The sequence below is a fragment of the Roseovarius sp. B-10 genome, from assembly GCF_056859295.1.
The window spans coordinates 170,876-186,691 of record NZ_JBSXOE010000040.1 but is presented as its reverse complement, the minus strand read 5'-3'; the positions used below and the strand labels follow the sequence as shown (position 1 = coordinate 186,691).

General features: G+C 64.5%; 17 protein-coding genes and 2 tRNA genes. 7 read left to right on the top strand and 12 right to left on the bottom strand.

Annotated features, from left to right (window positions below):
• Nucleotides 1-10: 10 nt before the first annotated feature.
• From AC13D8_RS17200 to AC13D8_RS17180, 5 genes are all read right to left on the bottom strand, one after another.
• A complete protein-coding gene (locus AC13D8_RS17200) occupies nt 11-1,162 on the bottom strand; it encodes a TauD/TfdA family dioxygenase (protein ID WP_482969843.1) in 1,152 nt (383 codons plus the stop codon).
• 34 nt (nt 1,163-1,196) lie between these two features.
• Nucleotides 1,197-1,958: a class II aldolase and adducin N-terminal domain-containing protein gene (locus AC13D8_RS17195; RefSeq protein ID WP_482969842.1), complete on the bottom strand. Its 762-nt coding sequence runs from the start codon at nt 1,956-1,958 to the stop codon at nt 1,197-1,199.
• 4 nt (nt 1,959-1,962) lie between these two features.
• The gene (locus AC13D8_RS17190; RefSeq protein WP_482969841.1) at nt 1,963-2,931 is read right to left on the bottom strand and encodes an NAD(P)-dependent oxidoreductase; all 969 of its coding nucleotides are present in this window, start codon (nt 2,929-2,931) and stop codon (nt 1,963-1,965) included.
• A gap of 169 nt (nt 2,932-3,100) precedes the next feature.
• Nucleotides 3,101-3,472: a transposase gene (locus tag AC13D8_RS17185; protein WP_482969896.1), complete on the bottom strand. Its 372-nt coding sequence runs from the start codon at nt 3,470-3,472 to the stop codon at nt 3,101-3,103.
• Entirely contained in the window at nt 3,469-3,699 is a 231-nt protein-coding gene (locus AC13D8_RS17180; RefSeq protein WP_482969840.1) for a helix-turn-helix domain-containing protein, read from the bottom strand. The genes AC13D8_RS17185 and AC13D8_RS17180 overlap by 4 nt, the downstream gene beginning before the upstream one ends.
• A gap of 87 nt (nt 3,700-3,786) precedes the next feature.
• On the opposite strand from AC13D8_RS17180, the gene AC13D8_RS17175 reads away from it, so the two are divergent.
• Nucleotides 3,787-4,077, top strand: a complete 291-nt coding sequence (locus AC13D8_RS17175; RefSeq protein ID WP_482969839.1) for a hypothetical protein — start codon at nt 3,787-3,789, stop codon at nt 4,075-4,077.
• 251 nt (nt 4,078-4,328) lie between these two features.
• Here AC13D8_RS17175 and AC13D8_RS17170 read toward each other — a convergent pair.
• Together AC13D8_RS17170 and truA are read right to left on the bottom strand one after the other, a co-directional pair.
• Nucleotides 4,329-4,405 (bottom strand) — tRNA-Arg (locus tag AC13D8_RS17170).
• Nucleotides 4,406-4,446: 41 nt separating this feature from the next.
• Nucleotides 4,447-5,217 carry a tRNA pseudouridine(38-40) synthase TruA gene (truA, locus tag AC13D8_RS17165; protein ID WP_482969838.1) on the bottom strand — a complete coding sequence of 257 codons (771 nt, stop codon included), beginning with the start codon at nt 5,215-5,217 and terminating at the stop codon, nt 4,447-4,449.
• Between the two features lie 144 nt (nt 5,218-5,361).
• On the opposite strand from truA, the gene AC13D8_RS17160 reads away from it, so the two are divergent.
• Together AC13D8_RS17160 and AC13D8_RS17155 are read left to right on the top strand one after the other, a co-directional pair.
• Entirely contained in the window at nt 5,362-6,198 is an 837-nt protein-coding gene (locus AC13D8_RS17160) for a sulfite exporter TauE/SafE family protein (RefSeq protein WP_482969837.1), read from the top strand.
• Nucleotides 6,192-6,980: a phytanoyl-CoA dioxygenase family protein gene (locus AC13D8_RS17155; RefSeq protein ID WP_482969836.1), complete on the top strand. Its 789-nt coding sequence runs from the start codon at nt 6,192-6,194 to the stop codon at nt 6,978-6,980. Before AC13D8_RS17160 ends, AC13D8_RS17155 begins: the two co-directional genes overlap by 7 nt.
• Before the next feature lie 13 nt (nt 6,981-6,993).
• Here AC13D8_RS17155 and AC13D8_RS17150 read toward each other — a convergent pair.
• Nucleotides 6,994-7,078, bottom strand: a tRNA-Leu gene (locus AC13D8_RS17150).
• A gap of 168 nt (nt 7,079-7,246) precedes the next feature.
• Between AC13D8_RS17150 and AC13D8_RS17145 the strand changes: the two genes are divergently transcribed.
• A complete protein-coding gene (locus tag AC13D8_RS17145) occupies nt 7,247-7,735 on the top strand; it encodes a Hint domain-containing protein (protein WP_482969835.1) in 489 nt (162 codons plus the stop codon).
• A gap of 20 nt (nt 7,736-7,755) precedes the next feature.
• Here AC13D8_RS17145 and AC13D8_RS17140 read toward each other — a convergent pair whose 3' ends face one another.
• Nucleotides 7,756-8,841, bottom strand: a complete 1,086-nt coding sequence (locus AC13D8_RS17140; RefSeq protein ID WP_482969834.1) for a PA0069 family radical SAM protein — start codon at nt 8,839-8,841, stop codon at nt 7,756-7,758.
• Between the two features lie 206 nt (nt 8,842-9,047).
• Here AC13D8_RS17140 and AC13D8_RS17135 point away from each other — a divergent pair, with 206 nt between their 5' ends.
• Nucleotides 9,048-9,752 carry a corrinoid protein gene (locus AC13D8_RS17135; RefSeq protein ID WP_129433116.1) on the top strand — a complete coding sequence of 235 codons (705 nt, stop codon included), beginning with the start codon at nt 9,048-9,050 and terminating at the stop codon, nt 9,750-9,752.
• An 88-nt stretch (nt 9,753-9,840) separates the two neighbouring features.
• Here the strand turns inward: AC13D8_RS17135 and AC13D8_RS17130 are convergent, their stop codons facing one another.
• Nucleotides 9,841-10,338, bottom strand: coding sequence for a hypothetical protein (locus tag AC13D8_RS17130; RefSeq protein ID WP_482969833.1), 498 nt, complete (start codon nt 10,336-10,338; stop codon nt 9,841-9,843).
• A 109-nt stretch (nt 10,339-10,447) separates the two neighbouring features.
• Between AC13D8_RS17130 and AC13D8_RS17125 the strand changes: the two genes are divergently transcribed.
• Nucleotides 10,448-11,107 carry a DUF1638 domain-containing protein gene (locus tag AC13D8_RS17125; RefSeq protein ID WP_482969832.1) on the top strand — a complete coding sequence of 220 codons (660 nt, stop codon included), beginning with the start codon at nt 10,448-10,450 and terminating at the stop codon, nt 11,105-11,107.
• A gap of 99 nt (nt 11,108-11,206) precedes the next feature.
• Here the strand turns inward: AC13D8_RS17125 and AC13D8_RS17120 are convergent, their stop codons facing one another.
• Complete coding sequence (locus tag AC13D8_RS17120; protein WP_482969831.1) at nt 11,207-11,908, bottom strand: DUF1223 domain-containing protein; 702 nt, start codon at nt 11,906-11,908, stop codon at nt 11,207-11,209.
• Nucleotides 11,909-12,138: 230 nt separating this feature from the next.
• Here AC13D8_RS17120 and acnA point away from each other — a divergent pair, with 230 nt between their 5' ends.
• Nucleotides 12,139-14,886 (top strand): aconitate hydratase AcnA, encoded by a 2,748-nt coding sequence (gene acnA / locus AC13D8_RS17115; protein ID WP_482969830.1) that lies wholly within the window; start codon nt 12,139-12,141, stop codon nt 14,884-14,886.
• A gap of 157 nt (nt 14,887-15,043) precedes the next feature.
• Here acnA and ygfZ read toward each other — a convergent pair whose 3' ends face one another.
• Complete coding sequence (ygfZ, locus tag AC13D8_RS17110; RefSeq protein WP_129433107.1) at nt 15,044-15,775, bottom strand: CAF17-like 4Fe-4S cluster assembly/insertion protein YgfZ; 732 nt, start codon at nt 15,773-15,775, stop codon at nt 15,044-15,046.
• Between the last annotated feature and the right edge of the window lie 41 nt (nt 15,776-15,816).

The following is a 15,816-nucleotide window of genomic DNA, read 5'->3' as shown; positions in this document are numbered from 1 at the left end:
GGGTACCGGATCAGGCGCGCGCCCGGTCCTTGACGACAGACGTCTCGCCGGTAAAGCCCTGCCGCGCCAGCACGCGGTAGGTACTGCGAAGCGCGCCGCGATCAGTGTAGCAGCCGCGCAGGTGGCGGCGACCACTATCGGCCACGTAGCCTTCACGGCCATGCACGATGCGGTGGTTGTCGAACACTACGCAATTGCCGGCCTCCGAGCGGAAGCGCATCAGGAACCGCTCCTCCTGCATCATGCGAATGAACTTGAGGAATGCCGGGTAATAGCGGTCCAGAAGCTCCTGCGGCAGGTCCATGTTGTCCTGCAGGTGCTGGGAAATCGTGACGCCGGTCACGTTGCCGTCGAGGTCGGTCTCGATCACCCGCTGATGCGCGCGGTAATCCCAGTTGTCATGCCGGTAGAAGAACGGGATGTAGTGGCGGGACAGGAGATCGAATGCCTCCGGGTCCTCTGCGCGCAGCGCCTCGGCCACGGCCGCGCCGTCGAGAAACAGCGACAGCCCGCCCTCGACGGTGTTCTCCAGACAATGCAGAAACTGCACCCCCGGCGCGGTTTCCTCGCCCGGCAGGTCGGTATGCATTTCCAGCGGGCCTGCGGTGAAGGCGAGGTTGGTCGGATCGATCTCGACCCGGACATCAAAGAACAGCCCCTCCGCCGAAGGGGTGATGGGGCCGATCGCCCTTGCCAGACGCGGCAGGCTCTCGGTGCTGTGCTCCATGTCGTTGACGATTGCGATGCCGTCCTCGATCAGGGCGCGGCTCAGCCGCGCGCGTCCCTCGTTCGTGTCGGTCACCGCCTGCTGGCTGACGCGGACTATGTCGGGCAGGTGGTCGTTGTACCAGAGGTTGCGCGGGATATCCGCAGGATCGTCGACGCGGCCCTTGGCTGCGACCTCTTCCAGCAGGGCGATCGGCACGTGGCTCGCCTGCGCCTCGTCCTGCCAGCCAATCACCACCATGTCGCCATCGACATGGGCAGAGGTCGCACGCGGCGAGGACGACAATTCCGACGTGTCGAACACCCGCTCGCGTGTCTGTGGGTCAATGCAGGAGACACAGGCATCGCGCAGCCAGTAATAGTTGAAGTATGCGTGGTCGCCGGGCAACCCGACGACCATGCCATTTTCCTGGAATTCGAACGTGACGTCGCTCATCGGTTGGTCATCCTTTCAGCAATTTCATGGTGTCTCAGGTGGCGTAGGAGTCCGCCTCGGCATCGAGGATCGCGCGGATTTCGCGCAGATGTGCCTCGGCCTGCCCGGGATACTCCTCGAGTTCCCGCGCGGTCTTTTCCGCGATCTCGTCCGACAGCCGCCGCAGGGGCTGCCCGGTCTGAAGCGCGCGTAGATAGGTTTCCGCCGCGCGTTCGAAGTAATAGAGGCGGTTGAACGCATCCGCGACGCCGCTGCCGATGACGAGCAGGCCGTGGTTGCCCATCACCATGACCTTCTTTTTTGGGTCGGACAGCAGTTCGGCACAGCGCCTGCCCTCCTCCTCGAAAGCCAGACCGCCAAATCCGGTATCCACCACATGACGGTCATGGAACGTCGCGGTGTTCTGGTCGATCGGCGGCAGCGTGCTGTCGGCGAGGCCGGCCAGCACCGTGGACCAGATCGAATGGGTGTGCATCACGCAGCGCGCGTGCGGACAATGGCGGTGGATCGCCCCGTGCAGCCCCCATGCCGTGGGATCGGGCGCCTCCGGCCCCTCGAGCGTTCCGGAATCGTCGGCATCGAGCAGCAGCAGGTCCGACGCGCGGATGCGCGAGAAATGCATCTGGTTGGGATTGATCAGGAATGCGGTGCCGGTCTCGTTCACCGCCAGGCTGAAATGGTTGGCGACCGCCTCGTGCAGGCCAAGCCGCGCGGTCCAGCGAAAGGCAGCCGCGAGATCGGCCCGCTCCTGTGCAAAGCCTGTCCCGGCTTGAGCTTCTGGCGCAAGATCCTCCATCGGATCACTCCGCGGCAAGGGGCTTGGCGCGGCCGGTGGGGAACACCTCGTAGCCGGGCTCCTCGGGCTCGTCATCGACCAGTTCAGCAGGGAAACCCTCTGCCTGAATGCTCAGGCCGGTTGTATCCTCCAGCCTGCGGATGATGTTGGGCGACAACTCGCGGTCGCCGTAGCGGGCGATGCCGTCATCGAAGATGCTGACAAGCAGCGGGCTGATCTCGAGCGGCACATTCGCCGCTTCGGCGATCTTGTGGAACAGGCCGATATCCTTTTTCACCAAGTCCATCGTAAACGAGACATCGCGCGAGCCATTGAGGATCAACTGGCTTTCGGTTTCATGCACGAAGGACGTCCCCGACGAGATCTTCATCGCCTCATACGTGGTGTTGAGATCCATGCCGGCGGCCTTCATCGTCACCAGCGCCTCGCAGCAGGACAAGAGATTTGCGGTGGCCAGATAATTCGTCATCACCTTCAGGACCGAGGCGGTGCCGATCTCGCCGGTGTGCAGCACCCGGCGACCCAGCGCCGTCAGGGTCGGCAACATGCGATCGAACGTGGCGCGATCGCATCCAGCGAAAATCGAGATGTTTCCGGTATCCGCCCGGTGACAGCCGCCCGAGACCGGGCATTCGATGGCCGAGCCGCCATGCGCCTCCACCAGCGATGCGAGGCGCTTTACCTCCTCGGCATCCGTGGTCGACATTTCGAGCCAGATCTTGGTGTCATCGACGGCGGGTAACATCTCTTCAACCACGGCGGCAGAGGCCGCCGGCGACGGCAGGCAGGTGATCACCGCGTCGCAGGCCTGCATCAGCGCAAGCGGTCCGTCTACCGTTGCGGCCCCACGTTCAATGAACTCCGCGACAAGCTCACGGTTCAGGTCATGAACCGTGAGGTCAAAGCCGTTGCGTAGCAGGCTTCCTGCCAACTTGCCGCCGACATTACCCAATCCGATAAATCCGAGTTTCATCTTGCTGTGCCTTGCCCGCTGTGATCCCTGATGTACTCAGCAGCATGGCGCAGCACCGGGCGCCCGTAAAACAATGGCATTGCACCCTGAGGGTTCAGTTCCGTTGACAGAAAAGTGGGAAATCAGACCGATTTCATCAGTGGAACGGACTGACTAGCAACTGTATTTCTCAAGCGGGCTGCGTGGCCCATTTCTGGCGAGATTTGCAGAGTGCGTTGACGATTGTGACGAGCTTTCGTGCAACGGCAGTGATGACCACCTTGTGCGGTTTTCCGGCCGCGCGAAGGCGATCTGCAAAGGCCTTCAGGACCGGGTTGTGGTGGCTGGCGCCGAGAGCGGCCTGGAATATAACATGTCGCAACAGACGCCGACCGCCATCGATAGCGCGCTTGCCGCGCATGGCGCTGCTGTCATGTGCAATGGGTGCAAGGCCGGTGAGGGCGGCGGCCTGTTCACCGGTGATCTGTCCGAGTTCCGGCATTTCCACGATCAGCATGGTGCTGGCCACGGGGCCGATCCTCGCCGTGCTGGCGACGGTCAGGTATCCTTGCGCAACCGGACGCCTGCGCCGCCCCCATTCTCTGCGATGAACTCGACCCCGGCGGATTCCAGGGCTGCGCGGAGCGCTGCGATAGTGCGCGCATAAGGGGAACTCCGCCCCATTTCAAAACCCGCAATCGTACGCTTTGCGATGCCCGTGGCGCTGGCGAGATCATCTTGGGACATGGCCACCATTGCACGGGCGGCACGGCATTGTTCGGGCTTCATAAATCTCACTTTGCACTTTTGATGCACTCTGCGCCATTGATGCAATGCTGCGCTAATAGTGTAATATCATACTAGGAAATCGAGACAATGACGAACATTCCCGACCACGTCCGCCGAAATCACGAAAGAACCTCCGAGAGACTGGACGAGGCGCGCGCAATGCTGCGCGCCGTCGAGCAGATGGCCGAGGCTGCAAGGCTCCCCAACTCGCCCGAAACTGAAAGTTTGCTTGTTCGGATTACGGCCACGCGAGACCGTTTGTTCGAGGTTGACGACGCTCACGTTATCGAATGGGTGGGGCACGGCGGCAAGACGGCCGAGATGATGCTCGAGGAAACCGCTGCCGAACGCGGTGAGGCCGAGGACGTCCAGCACTGAGCAACTATCCGGACTGCATGTTTGAAGGGCTGGACGCCCTGCACCACGCCGCAGACACGCCGGAGGATTGCCTGTTTGCCAAGCGCACTGAACCCGAGTGACGCCTCCAACAGATCGACAAGGACCGGGCGGGATTCGCCCGGTCTTTTCTGCAAGTGTGACACCCGGTGACAAATTCGGTGACAAGGGCAAAAGAAAGCGCAAGGCTTAGCTTTGCGCTATCCACAGCCTCTTGTTTTCATTTTATTAAGTGGCGATCCCGGGAGGACTCGAACCCCCAACCTGCTGATTAGAAGTCAGCTGCTCTATCCAGTTGAGCTACGGGACCGCTGGCCGCCTCTTAGCGCGCGCCGCGGGCGAGATCAAAACCTATTCGCCGAACGGGTCATCAGGGTAGATCACCCGCGAGAGATAAAGCCCCTCGGGCGGCGCCACCGGACCGCAGGCGGTGCGGTCGCGCATCTCGAGCACGTCGCGCACCCGCTCGGTCGGCCACGCGCCCGCACCCACCCGCTCCAGCGTCCCCACCATGCTGCGTACCTGGTTGTGCAGGAACGACCGCGCGGCAAAGTGCAGGTGGATCTCCGGACCTGTCGCGGTATCCACCTCGGCGACCTCGACCGCGTCGAGTGTTTTCACGGGGCTCTTCGCCTGGCAAATCGAGGCGCGGAAGGTGGTGAAATCGTGGTGGCCAACCAGATGCGCCGCGCCCGCACGCATGGACGCGACATCGAGCGCGCGGCGCAGGTGCCACACGCGCCCGGCCTCAAGCGCGGGCGGCGCCCGGCGTGCGACGATCCGGTAGAGATAGCGCCGCCCCGTGGCCGAGAACCGCGCGTGCCAGTCATCGGGCACGCGCGCGCAGGCGGTGATCGCCACCGGCAGGGGCCGCAGGTGGTAATTGAGTGCCTCGCTGAGCCGGAACGGTTCCCACTCGCGCGTGAGGTCACATTGCGCCACCTGCCCCAGTGCGTGAACGCCCGCATCGGTGCGCCCGGCGGCGGCGATGGTGTGCGGCCCCGGCTCCAGCCGGGCAAGCGCGCGCTCGACCTCACCCTGCACAGTCACCTGGTCGGCCTGCCGTTGCCAGCCCGCGAAACGCGCGCCGTCATACTCTACCTTCAGGGCATAGCGGGGCATCGCCGGTCCTCTTGCTTGCACGCGCGTTCGGGCGGCATCCTTGGCGCGAAACCTCCCCTCGGGGCAAGCCGTTTCTGCGTCTTTCCCCCGACGCGTGCGCGGTGTAAGCCGGGGGCTGACCCATCCCCGGACCGGAGCCCGCACATGCCCATCGCCCTGCCTGATACCACGCTGCTCTTGCAGATGCTGGGCCTCCTGGCGGTAATCGGTGCCTTTGCCGGGATTCTGGCGGGCCTTTTGGGTGTCGGCGGCGGGATCGTGCTGGTGCCCGCGTTCTTCTATGCCTTCCAGACGCTGGGCTATGACGGCCCGCAACTCATGCAGATGTGCCTCGCCACGTCGCTCGCCACGATCATCGTCACCTCGGTGCGCTCGGTGCTGAGCCATCACCGAAAGGGCGCGGTCGATTGGGACATCCTGCGCGGCTGGGCGCCAGGAATCGCGGCGGGGGCGGTGTTGGGCGTTCTGGTGGCGGCGTCGCTGCGCTCGACAACTCTGCAAGGGTTGTTCGGCGCACTCGGCATCGTGATCGGGCTCTATCTCGGGCTCGGGCGCGCGCATTGGCGGCTGGGCCCGGCCATGCCCGGCGGGCTGCGGCGGCTGGTGCTATCGCCCATCGTGGGGTTCCTGTCGGTGCTCATGGGGATCGGTGGTGGCAGCTTCGGCGTGCCGCTGATGAGCCTCTACGGCGTCGCTATCCACCGCGCGGTCGCCACGGCAGCAGGCTTTGGCGTGACCATCGCGCTCCCGTCGGTTATCGGGTTCCTGTTCCTCACCATCGACCCGGCGCACCGCCCGCCGTTGACCTTTGGCGCGGTCAATTTCGTGGCCTTCGGCGTGGTCATTGCCATGACGCTCGTCACAGCACCCTGGGGCGTGCGGCTTGCCCACGCGATGGACCCCAAGCCGCTCAAGCGCGTGTTCGCGGTGTTTCTGACGCTGGTGGCGCTCAACATGCTGAGGAAATCGCTGGGATGGTAGCCACGCTATCGGAGAAAGGCTGGGCGATCTTTCCGCCCGAACCCGGCGTCGCCGAATGGGCACGCACCGCCCGCGACGCAGCACTCAAGCGCATGGCCGAGCCCGCACGCCGCGCGGCGGGGCTCGCGTGCGGGGGGACGTGGTTCGTAGGCCTCGACTGCCTACCCAACGACGCGGACGGCAGCGTGGCTGGCGTGCCGCTTGACGGGGCCGCGCGCCGCGCCGCCGAGACCATCGCCGGGTCACTTCCGCTCCACGCGGCGCAGGTCTCGGTGGTCTATCCCGGTTACCCGCGCCCGCGCGACGGCGAGGGCGCGGCGGCATTCCGCTACCGGCAAAAGCGCGACGCGGCGCATGTCGATGGGCTTCTGCCCATCGGACCCGAGCGGCAGCGGATGCTGCGCGAGCGTCACGCCTGGCTGCTTGGCCTGCCGCTGAGCGAAACGAGCGCGGGGGCAAGCCCTCTGGTCGTCTGGGAGGGCAGCCACCACCTGATGCGTCGCGCCTTTGCCTCCGCGCTAGACGGCGTCGATCCGCGCGACTGGGCGGATGTGGACCTGACCGAACCGTACCATGCCGCAAGGCGTGAAGCGTTCGAAACCTGCGATCGCGTGCCAATCGTGACCTCGCCCGGGACCGCCGTCCTAATACACCGAATGGCGCTGCACGGTGTCGCGCCGTGGGACGAGACCGCCACCGCACCGCCCGAGGGCCGCATGGTTGCCTATTTTCGACCCGTATTTCCCGACGACACGCGCGGCGACTGGCTCACCGTACCCTGAGTCAACTGCGCTTTGGTGCGGGTGAAGGGACTCGAACCCCCACGCCTTGCGGCGCCAGAACCTAAATCTGGTGCGTCTACCAATTCCGCCACACCCGCACGCACCGCCGCGCAGGGCGGGCCCTGCGCGCTCTAGCAAAGACCGGGAGCAGATTTAAGCCCGAATCGCGCGGCCCCTGCCCGCCGTGCACGAAAAAGGGCACGACATCGCCAGATTATTGCCTTAATGTGACAAAAAACTGAGGCAGAAACAGAGCGAGATACGCCATGAAACCGGATACGGTCGGGCGTCCTGACGGCAGAGCTGCCGCCAGTCCCCCATTTCACACGACCGGCCTGTGGGCCGATGGCATACTGCTGACCGCCACGGGCGAACGCCTGGCAAGGGATTTGCGCCCCGGCGATCGGGTCATCACCCGCGATGCCGGAATGGTCACGTTGCGCGCCATCACGCGGCGGTCGCTGCGCGCGCCGCTGGTTCGCATCCGCGAGGGATCGCTTGGCCACAGGCGGCCCGGGCGTGACGTGCTGTTGCCCGCCGGACAGCCGATCCTGGTTCGCGACTGGCGCGCGCGGGCGCTCTTTGGCCACGATCAGGTGCTGGTCGCCGCCGCGCGGCTGGTCGATGGCGAATTCGTTACCCATGCCGGGTGCGCCAAGCTCGATTTCTGCGAACTGGATTTCGGAGAGCCGCATATCCTCTATCTGGACGGCCTGGAAGTGACGAGCGAACCGACAAGCGCGCTCATCACCTAAGGCGCAAGGCGCTCGCCCTCCTAGAACAGCGCCAGTTGCGCGCCACGTGCGAGCGGCACCTCGAACAGGTCACAACGCAGCCCGGGCTGCGCCGCATCCAGCCCCAGCCGTCGCGCCGCCAGGTCGAAGCGCCGCGCGATCATCCGCGCATACACGCCCTGCCCCCGCATCCGGAGGTGCCAGTCGGCAGAATAATCGCGCCCGCCATGCATCTCGCGAAGCCGGTTCATCACCCGGCCCGCGCGATCGGGGTAGTGCTGCGCAAGCCAGTCGCGGAACAATCCTGACACCTCGCGCGGCAGGCGCAGCATGATCCAGCTCGCGGCCCCCGCTCCGGCATCGCGTGCGGCCTCAAGAATCGTCTCGGTCTCTGTATCGCTGAGGCCCGGGATAACCGGCGATACCATCACCCTCACAGGCACCCCTGCGCCCGCCAGCCGCCGAACCGTGTCGAGCCGCCGCGCGGGCGATGGTGCGCGCGGCTCCAGTCGCCGGTCCAACGTGTCGTCCAGCGTCGTGACCGACACGCCCACCTTCGCCAGCCCTCGCGCCGCCATATCCGCCAGCAGATCGAGATCGCGTTCGATGAGCGCGCCCTTGGTCACCAGCGCCACCGGATGATTGAACCGCGACAGAACCTCCAGACAGGCGCGGGTGATCCCGTATTGCCGCTCGACCGGCTGGTAGGGGTCGGTATTGGTGCCGATGGCGATCGGGGCCACGCTGTAGCCGCGGGCGCGCAGCTCCGCCTCGAGCCGGTCGGGCGCGTCAGGCCGGGCAATCAGCCGGGTCTCGAAATCGAGCCCCGGCGACAGGCCGAGCCAGGCATGGGTGGGTCGCGCGAAACAGTAGACACAGCCATGCTCGCAGCCGCGATAGGGGTTGATTGATCGGTCGAATGGCAGGTCTGGCGAGCGGTTATAGGAAATTACCCTTCCAGCCCGCTCTTCCGAAACCAGCGTGCGGAGCACGCGATTCTCAGCCTCCGGGCCGGGGTCACCGTCGGCATACTCGACATCATACGCCTCGAACCGGCCAGCGGCGTTGCTCGTCGCGCCGCGACCGCGCGGACGCAGGTCAGCCGGAAGTGTCGGTTCGTGATTCATATCTGGAAAATGGAACATAACATGAACGAATGCAATATTCCGATAATGATGATGCCGATCTTTCCGTCACACTCGGGCCAAAACGCTGCTACAGGTCGGTTGCGACGCGGGCAGCGTCGCAATTCGGAAAGTCGCGCTGCGACAAATTGACGAAAGAGGCGCAACGTCACCGCGCCCCGCGCGCAGAACAGCCAGGGATTCCCACCATGTCCGACGAAGAAGACGACATCATCCTGTCAGAGCTCGACGACGAGGAACTCGTCCAGCAGATGTTCGACGACCTCTACGACGGTCTGAAGGAAGAGATCGAGGAGGGCGTGAACATCCTTCTCGAGCGAGGCTGGGCGCCCTACCGCATCCTAACCGAGGCGCTCGTGGGCGGCATGACCATCGTCGGCAAGGATTTCCGCGACGGCATCCTTTTCGTCCCAGAGGTGCTGCTCGCCGCCAACGCTATGAAGGGCGGCATGGCGATCCTCAAGCCGCTTCTGGCCGAAACCGGCGCGCCGCGCGTAGGAAAGATGGTCATTGGCACCGTGAAAGGCGACATCCACGACATCGGCAAGAACCTGGTCTCGATGATGATGGAGGGTGCGGGTTTCGAGGTAGTCGATCTCGGGATCAACAACCCGGTCGAGAACTATCTCGAAGCACTCGAGACCGAAGAGCCCGACATCCTCGGCATGTCGGCGCTGTTGACCACCACCATGCCCTATATGAAAGTCGTGATCGACACGATGGTGGAACAGGGCAAGCGCGATGATTACGTCGTGCTTGTGGGGGGCGCGCCGCTCAACGAGGAATTCGGCAAGGCCATCGGTGCCGATGCCTATTGCCGCGATGCCGCGGTGGCTGTGGAAACGGCCAAGTATTTCATGGCGCGCAAGCACAACGCCCTCGCGGCGGGCTGATACGGATCAGCGTGCCATTGCAGACTCCGACGTGCTCGCCGATCGAATTGGCAGGCACGTCGGAATACCAGCGGTGTCAGGCATGCGATCAGCGTACCGCGACGAGGCGCATGACCGCGACCATGACGATACCGTAGAGCACGTGCCCCACCAGCGCGACCCATGTGATGCCGGTGAAGTTCAGGAAAAAGGGCAGGCCCGCGACCGCCGTGATCCCGCCGATAGCGAAAACCCATAGCTCAAAGCCGTAAAGCACGGCGGGCACAAACCAGCCCCCCCTCTGCCCGGCAAGCCGGGACCAGACGGGCCGAAAGACATAGAGCCAACCGACCGGGTAGCCGATCAACCCCACCAGGTAGAAGTGCGTGAAATAGCCAGCGAAATCGCCATTGGGCAGGCCGAAAGTGCCAAGCAGGCTTCGCGCAAGCCCATGCGGCGACAGGTTGGCAAAGCCGAGAGCGGGGCTGATGATCTGCCCCCAGAGATCGAAGGCGACGGTCGCGACGAGGCCAGAGATGAACATCATTCCCAGGGTTTGGGCGAACCGGGATGGCAAGATGGGCGTGCGATCGGTTGACGAGGTCATGCTGGTCTGTCCTTGATTGTGATCAGAGGTCATAGAAGCCTCGAAAATGGCCCTGCCCTGTTCCGACGACAACGCTTTCTTTCTGGCGCACACGAAAAGGTCAAATGCCGTGACGCAGAGCAACGATAGCCTTCCCGATCCCGCGACGCTAACGACGCGCGGGCTGGCCCCTACAGGTCAGGGCCGCATCCTGCTCATTGCCTGCGGCGCGCTCGCGCATGAAATCCTCGCCCTCAAGCGCGCGAATGGTTGGGATCACATGGATCTGCACTGCCTGCCCGCCAAGCTACACCTCTACCCCGAGCGCATCACAGAGGAGGTGGAGAAGGCCGTCGCACGCCACCGCGACGCCTACGCGCGCGTGTTCGTGGTCTATGCCGATTGTGGCACCGGAGGGCAGTTGCAGGCGAAATGCCAGGATCTGGGCGTCGAGATGGTTGCCGGGCCGCATTGCTACGCCTTCTTCGAGGGGGTGGACCGCTTCGCCGAGCATGACGACGAGATCACCGCCTTTTACCTCACGGATTTTCTCGTGCGGCAGTTCGATGCCTTTGTGTGGAAGCCGATGGGGTTGGACCGGCACCCGGAGCTACGCGACGTGATTTTTGGCAACTACACCAAGCTGGTCTACCAGGCGCAAACCGACGACGCGGCCTTACGCGCCCGCGCCGAGGAGTGCGCGCAACGGCTCGGGCTCGACTACGAATACCGCTTCACCGGCTACGGCGATCTGCACACCGCCCTCGCTGTGCAGGCCGCAAAGAGCTGAGGGGCTGTCAGCCTTGAGCGGACATCAGGCATAAATTGAAGAGCCGCGCGAGGGCAGGACGCCAACGCTCGCCCAAGACTAGCTGCCGCCGCCGCCGCCTCAACGCAGCCGCGCCGCCGCCTCGATGGTGCCGTGGTCGGGATATTGCAGCAGCACCGCCAGCGGCGCGCCCTCAGGCCAGTCGACATCCAGCGTCAGCGGCTCCTGCGTGTCCCACTCGGCCACCTTGACCAGGTCGGTCACGATGTTGGTATAGGTGATCGTGCGCCCAGCATTCTCGCCGCGCTCGATCTCTACCTTGGCCTTGGGCATGTAGCGAGCGAACTGCACCATCAGCGGCATCTTGCGCGGCCGCTCAGACCGCGCCTCGAGATGCACCTGCCCGCCCTCGCGCCGCACCTGCACTGCGATCCCGTTCTCCTGCGTGGCACGATGCTTGTCGATGAGGTCGGTCACATCGCGATAGCGCGTGCCGACGACGTGATCGGCCCCGTTGACGATCATTTGGGGAGTATAGACCATCTTGCGCCCCGCCGCTGCGGCATAGCCGCGCTGCCGCGCGGTATGTGCGGGGCTGCCGAACGTGTCCTCCCAGCCGATGTAATCCCAGTAATCCACGTGCAGCGACAGCGCCAGCACATCGTCACGTGCGGCGAGTTGCTCGAAAAAGCCATCGGCAGGCGGACAGGAAGAACAGCCTTGCGAGGTATAAAGCTCGACCACCACGGGCCGGTCCGCGGCGAGCGCCGGTGCGGCGAGCATCGCCCATCCCGCCAAAAGGCTGTAAAGGAGGTAACGCATTATCGGATCGGTCCCATTTGGGTTCGGTTTGTTCGGATTTCTTGAATCTAGGCGCTGACTCCGCCCGTGCCAACTCAAGGTTTCGCGAGATCGCGAGCCGGGGGCTGTAACAGCAATCAAATTGTGTGCAATAGTATACAAATTGGCGCCCCACCTCTTGATTGGCGCGGGAATATCGGTCAGAAGCAGGGCAAACGTCATCCAGCCCTGACATGAAAGGACGGCATCCCATGCCTATCACAGTCGGTCAAGACAGCGCAAAGACCCGCAAGACCCTCAGCGTCAGCGGCCAGACCATCGCCTATTACTCCATCGACGCCGCCGAGAAGGCAGGGCTTGGCGACTTCTCGCGCCTGCCCGCCGCGCTCAAGGTGGTGCTGGAGAACATGCTGCGCTTCGAGGACGGCAAGACCGTCACGCTCGATGACATCCGCGCATTCTCCGAATGGGCCGCGAATGGTGGCCGCGCCAATCGCGAGCTGGCCTACCGCCCTGCCCGCGTGCTGATGCAGGATTTCACCGGCGTCCCGGCGGTGGTCGATCTCGCCGCCATGCGCGACGGAATCAAGGCGCTGGGCGGTGACGCGCAGAAGATCAACCCGCTCAACCCCGTCGACCTGGTGATTGACCACTCGGTGATGATCGACGAGTTCGGCAACCCGCGCGCGTTCCAGATGAACGTGGATCGCGAATACGAGCGCAACATGGAGCGCTACCAGTTCCTCAAATGGGGCCAGGGCGCGTTCAACAACTTCCGCGTTGTGCCGCCGGGCACCGGTATCTGCCACCAGGTCAACCTCGAATACCTCGCCCAGACCGTCTGGACCGACGAGGACCAGAATGGCGAGACGGTGGCCTACCCCGATACGCTGGTGGGCACCGACAGCCACACCACGATGATCAACGGCGTCGCCGTGCTCGGGTGGGGCGTCGGCGGCATCGAGGCCGAGGCCGCTATGCTGGGCCAGCCCATCTCGATGCTGATTCCCGAGGTTGTGGGATTCGAGCTCACCGGCGCGATGGTCGAGGGCACCACCGGCACCGACCTCGTGCTCAAGGTGGTCGAGATGCTGCGCAAGAAGGGCGTGGTGGGCAAATTCGTGGAATTCTACGGCGACGGCCTCGACAACCTGCCGCTCGCGGACCGCGCTACCATCGCCAACATGGCCCCCGAATACGGCGCCACCTGCGGGTTCTTTCCCATCGACGACGAGACCCTGCGCTACCTGCGTCAAACGGGGCGCGACGAGGACCGCGTCGCGCTGGTCGAGGCCTATGCCCGCGAGAACGGTTTCTGGCGCGGGCGGGATTACGCGCCGGTCTATACCGACACGCTCAGTCTCGATATGGGCGAGATCGTGCCCGCCATTTCCGGCCCCAAGCGGCCGCAGGATTACGTGACACTCGATCAGGCCGCACAAGCCTTCTACAACGTCGTCGCCGATTACCGTGGCGAGGATGAAAGCCTGGCGGCCCATGACATGGCCGCCGAAGGCCCGGCGGCCGATGCCAACGGCGATCCGCGCAAATCCACCCCCGTCAAGGGCGAAGACTACAGGTTGCGCGACGGCTCTGTGGTGATCGCCTCGATCACCTCCTGCACCAACACGTCCAACCCCTACGTGATGATCGGTGCCGGGCTGGTGGCGAAAAAGGCCCGCGAACGGGGCCTCACCCGCAAGCCCTGGGTCAAGACCTCTCTCGCACCGGGTAGCCAGGTGGTGACCCAGTATCTCGAGGCCGCAGGGCTTCAGGACGATCTCGACGCCATCGGCTTCAACCTCGTGGGCTATGGCTGCACCACCTGCATCGGTAACTCGGGCCCTCTGCAAAAGGAAATCTCCGAGGCCATCGCCGAGGGCGACCTCATGGCCACCTCGGTGCTCTCGGGCAACCGCAACTTCGAGGGCCGCATATCGCCGGACGTGCGCGCCAACTACCTCGCCTCGCCGCCTCTGGTGGTGGCCTATGCGCTGGCAGGCGACATGAATATCGACCTCACCCGCGACCCATTGGGCCACGATCCCGACGGCAAACCGGTCTACATGAAGGACATCTGGCCCACCCAAAAGGAAATCGCCGAGATCGTCGAAGCCACCGTCACCCGCGAGGCGTTCCGCTCGAAATACGCCGACGTGTTCGAGGGCGACGAGAAATGGCGGGCGGTCGAGACCTCGGGAGGCGAGACCTATGACTGGCCGCCACAATCGACCTATGTCCAGAACCCGCCCTATTTCCGCGACATGCCGGTGGAGCCGGGCACCATCTCGGATATCGACGGCGCGCGGATGCTGGCGCTGCTGGGCGACATGGTCACCACCGACCACATCTCGCCCGCCGGCTCGTTCAAGGAAAGCACACCCGCCGGTCAATACCTGCGCGAACGGCAGGTGCCGGTGCGCGAGTTCAACTCCTATGGCTCGCGGCGTGGCAATCATGAGGTGATGATGCGCGGCACGTTCGCCAATATCCGCATCCGCAACGAGATGCTCGACGGGGTCGAGGGCGGCTACACGCTCGGACCGGACGGCGAACAGACGTCGATCTTCGACGCCGCGATGGCCTATCAGCAAGAGGGCACGCCCCTCGTCGTGGTGGGCGGCGAGCAATACGGCGCAGGGAGTTCGCGCGACTGGGCAGCCAAGGGCACGGCGCTCCTGGGCGTCAAGGCGGTGATCGCCGAGAGCTTCGAGCGCATCCACCGCTCCAACCTCGTGGGCATGGGGGTTATCCCGTTCGAGTTCACCGGCAGCGATAGCCGCTCGACGCTGGCGCTCAAGGGCGACGAGAGCTTCAGCATCTCTGGACTTGCGGATGTGAAACCACTGCAGGAGGTGGGCTGCACGATCACCTATGCCGATGGCACCAAGAAGGACATCACCCTCAAGTGCCGGATCGATACCGCCATCGAGAAGGAATATGTCGAGCATGGCGGCGTGCTGCACTATGTGCTGCGCAACCTCGCCAAGTCCGCCTGACCGCTAGGCCCGAGCGTGGGGCCATACCCGCGCCCGGTCCATTCCCGCATCTTTGGTAATTGCCGGTCATTGCGTGGCGGCCCCTCGCAACCGGCGTGTCCCCGCGCTGTTCCCTATCATCGGATAAGGCTACAGGCATAGCACCGGCGTCCGCATCTCAGAGTGGATCAACACGCGCCTCACCGGCCGTCATGCCCGGGCAGGTCCTGTCGTGACGCAGGTAGGCGATGCCGCGCCCACCCGCCTGGGTAAAAAGTGTGCCGGCGGGCTTACCCTCTGGCGTGGTGATCGCGGTACCCACCGGGGCAGCGCCGTGGACCGCGACGAGGGCGAGGCCCTTTTTCAGCTCGGTTTTGTGCTTCATCCGGGCGGTGACCTCCTGCCCGACATAACAGCCCTTGCGAAAATCGACACCGCCCAGCCGCCCGAACCCCGCTTCGAGGATGAAGATGTCGGGCGTCAACTCGATCCCGGTTTCCGGGATACAGTGCGCCACGCGGATGCGGTCGAAGTCGGTGCCGTCATCGCCCTCCTCGTCGCCGTAGAGCCGCCAGCCGAGATCGGGGTGTCGCGGATCGGCCAGTGCACCTTCGGGCACGGGGCCGGTGCCGCGGCGCACGCCCTTGTCGGTCTCTGTGATCTGCACGTCGGCGCGCAGCTTATAGAGCGAGAGCCGCTGAATGAGCATTTGCGCAAGGCTCTCGTCCACGTCGAGCCAAATCGCGTCGCCGTGGCGCAGCAGGAAGAAATCGGCGATATACTTGCCCTGCGGCGTGAGCAGCGCGGTATAGACGAGGCCGTCGTCGAGCCGGGAGAGATCGCTGGTCACGAGCCCCTGCAGAAAGCTTTCGGCCTCGCTGCCGGTGATTTCCAGAATGCGCCGTGCCATGCTCGTTCCCTTGCCCGTGAACCCGTAATATAGGGCGAGGA

What these genes read in the sequence shown, in the direction of transcription:
- AC13D8_RS17175 (WP_482969839.1), top strand. Translation starts at nt 3,787, where the DNA reads ATGACGAACATTCCCGACCACGTCCGCCGAAATCACGAAAGAACCTCC.
- truA (WP_482969838.1), bottom strand. Translation starts at nt 5,217, where the DNA reads ATGCCCCGCTATGCCCTGAAGGTAGAGTATGACGGCGCGCGTTTCGCG.
- AC13D8_RS17195 (WP_482969842.1), bottom strand. Translation starts at nt 1,958, where the DNA reads ATGGAGGATCTTGCGCCAGAAGCTCAAGCCGGGACAGGCTTTGCACAG.
- AC13D8_RS17140 (WP_482969834.1), bottom strand. Translation starts at nt 8,841, where the DNA reads ATGAATCACGAACCGACACTTCCGGCTGACCTGCGTCCGCGCGGTCGC.
- AC13D8_RS17155 (WP_482969836.1), top strand. Translation starts at nt 6,192, where the DNA reads ATGGTAGCCACGCTATCGGAGAAAGGCTGGGCGATCTTTCCGCCCGAA.
- AC13D8_RS17145 (WP_482969835.1), top strand. Translation starts at nt 7,247, where the DNA reads ATGAAACCGGATACGGTCGGGCGTCCTGACGGCAGAGCTGCCGCCAGT.
- AC13D8_RS17160 (WP_482969837.1), top strand. Translation starts at nt 5,362, where the DNA reads ATGCCCATCGCCCTGCCTGATACCACGCTGCTCTTGCAGATGCTGGGC.
- ygfZ (WP_129433107.1), bottom strand. Translation starts at nt 15,775, where the DNA reads ATGGCACGGCGCATTCTGGAAATCACCGGCAGCGAGGCCGAAAGCTTT.
- acnA (WP_482969830.1), top strand. Translation starts at nt 12,139, where the DNA reads ATGCCTATCACAGTCGGTCAAGACAGCGCAAAGACCCGCAAGACCCTC.
- AC13D8_RS17180 (WP_482969840.1), bottom strand. Translation starts at nt 3,699, where the DNA reads ATGAAGCCCGAACAATGCCGTGCCGCCCGTGCAATGGTGGCCATGTCC.
- AC13D8_RS17200 (WP_482969843.1), bottom strand. Translation starts at nt 1,162, where the DNA reads ATGAGCGACGTCACGTTCGAATTCCAGGAAAATGGCATGGTCGTCGGG.
- AC13D8_RS17190 (WP_482969841.1), bottom strand. Translation starts at nt 2,931, where the DNA reads ATGAAACTCGGATTTATCGGATTGGGTAATGTCGGCGGCAAGTTGGCA.
- AC13D8_RS17130 (WP_482969833.1), bottom strand. Translation starts at nt 10,338, where the DNA reads ATGACCTCGTCAACCGATCGCACGCCCATCTTGCCATCCCGGTTCGCC.
- AC13D8_RS17120 (WP_482969831.1), bottom strand. Translation starts at nt 11,908, where the DNA reads ATGCGTTACCTCCTTTACAGCCTTTTGGCGGGATGGGCGATGCTCGCC.
- AC13D8_RS17135 (WP_129433116.1), top strand. Translation starts at nt 9,048, where the DNA reads ATGTCCGACGAAGAAGACGACATCATCCTGTCAGAGCTCGACGACGAG.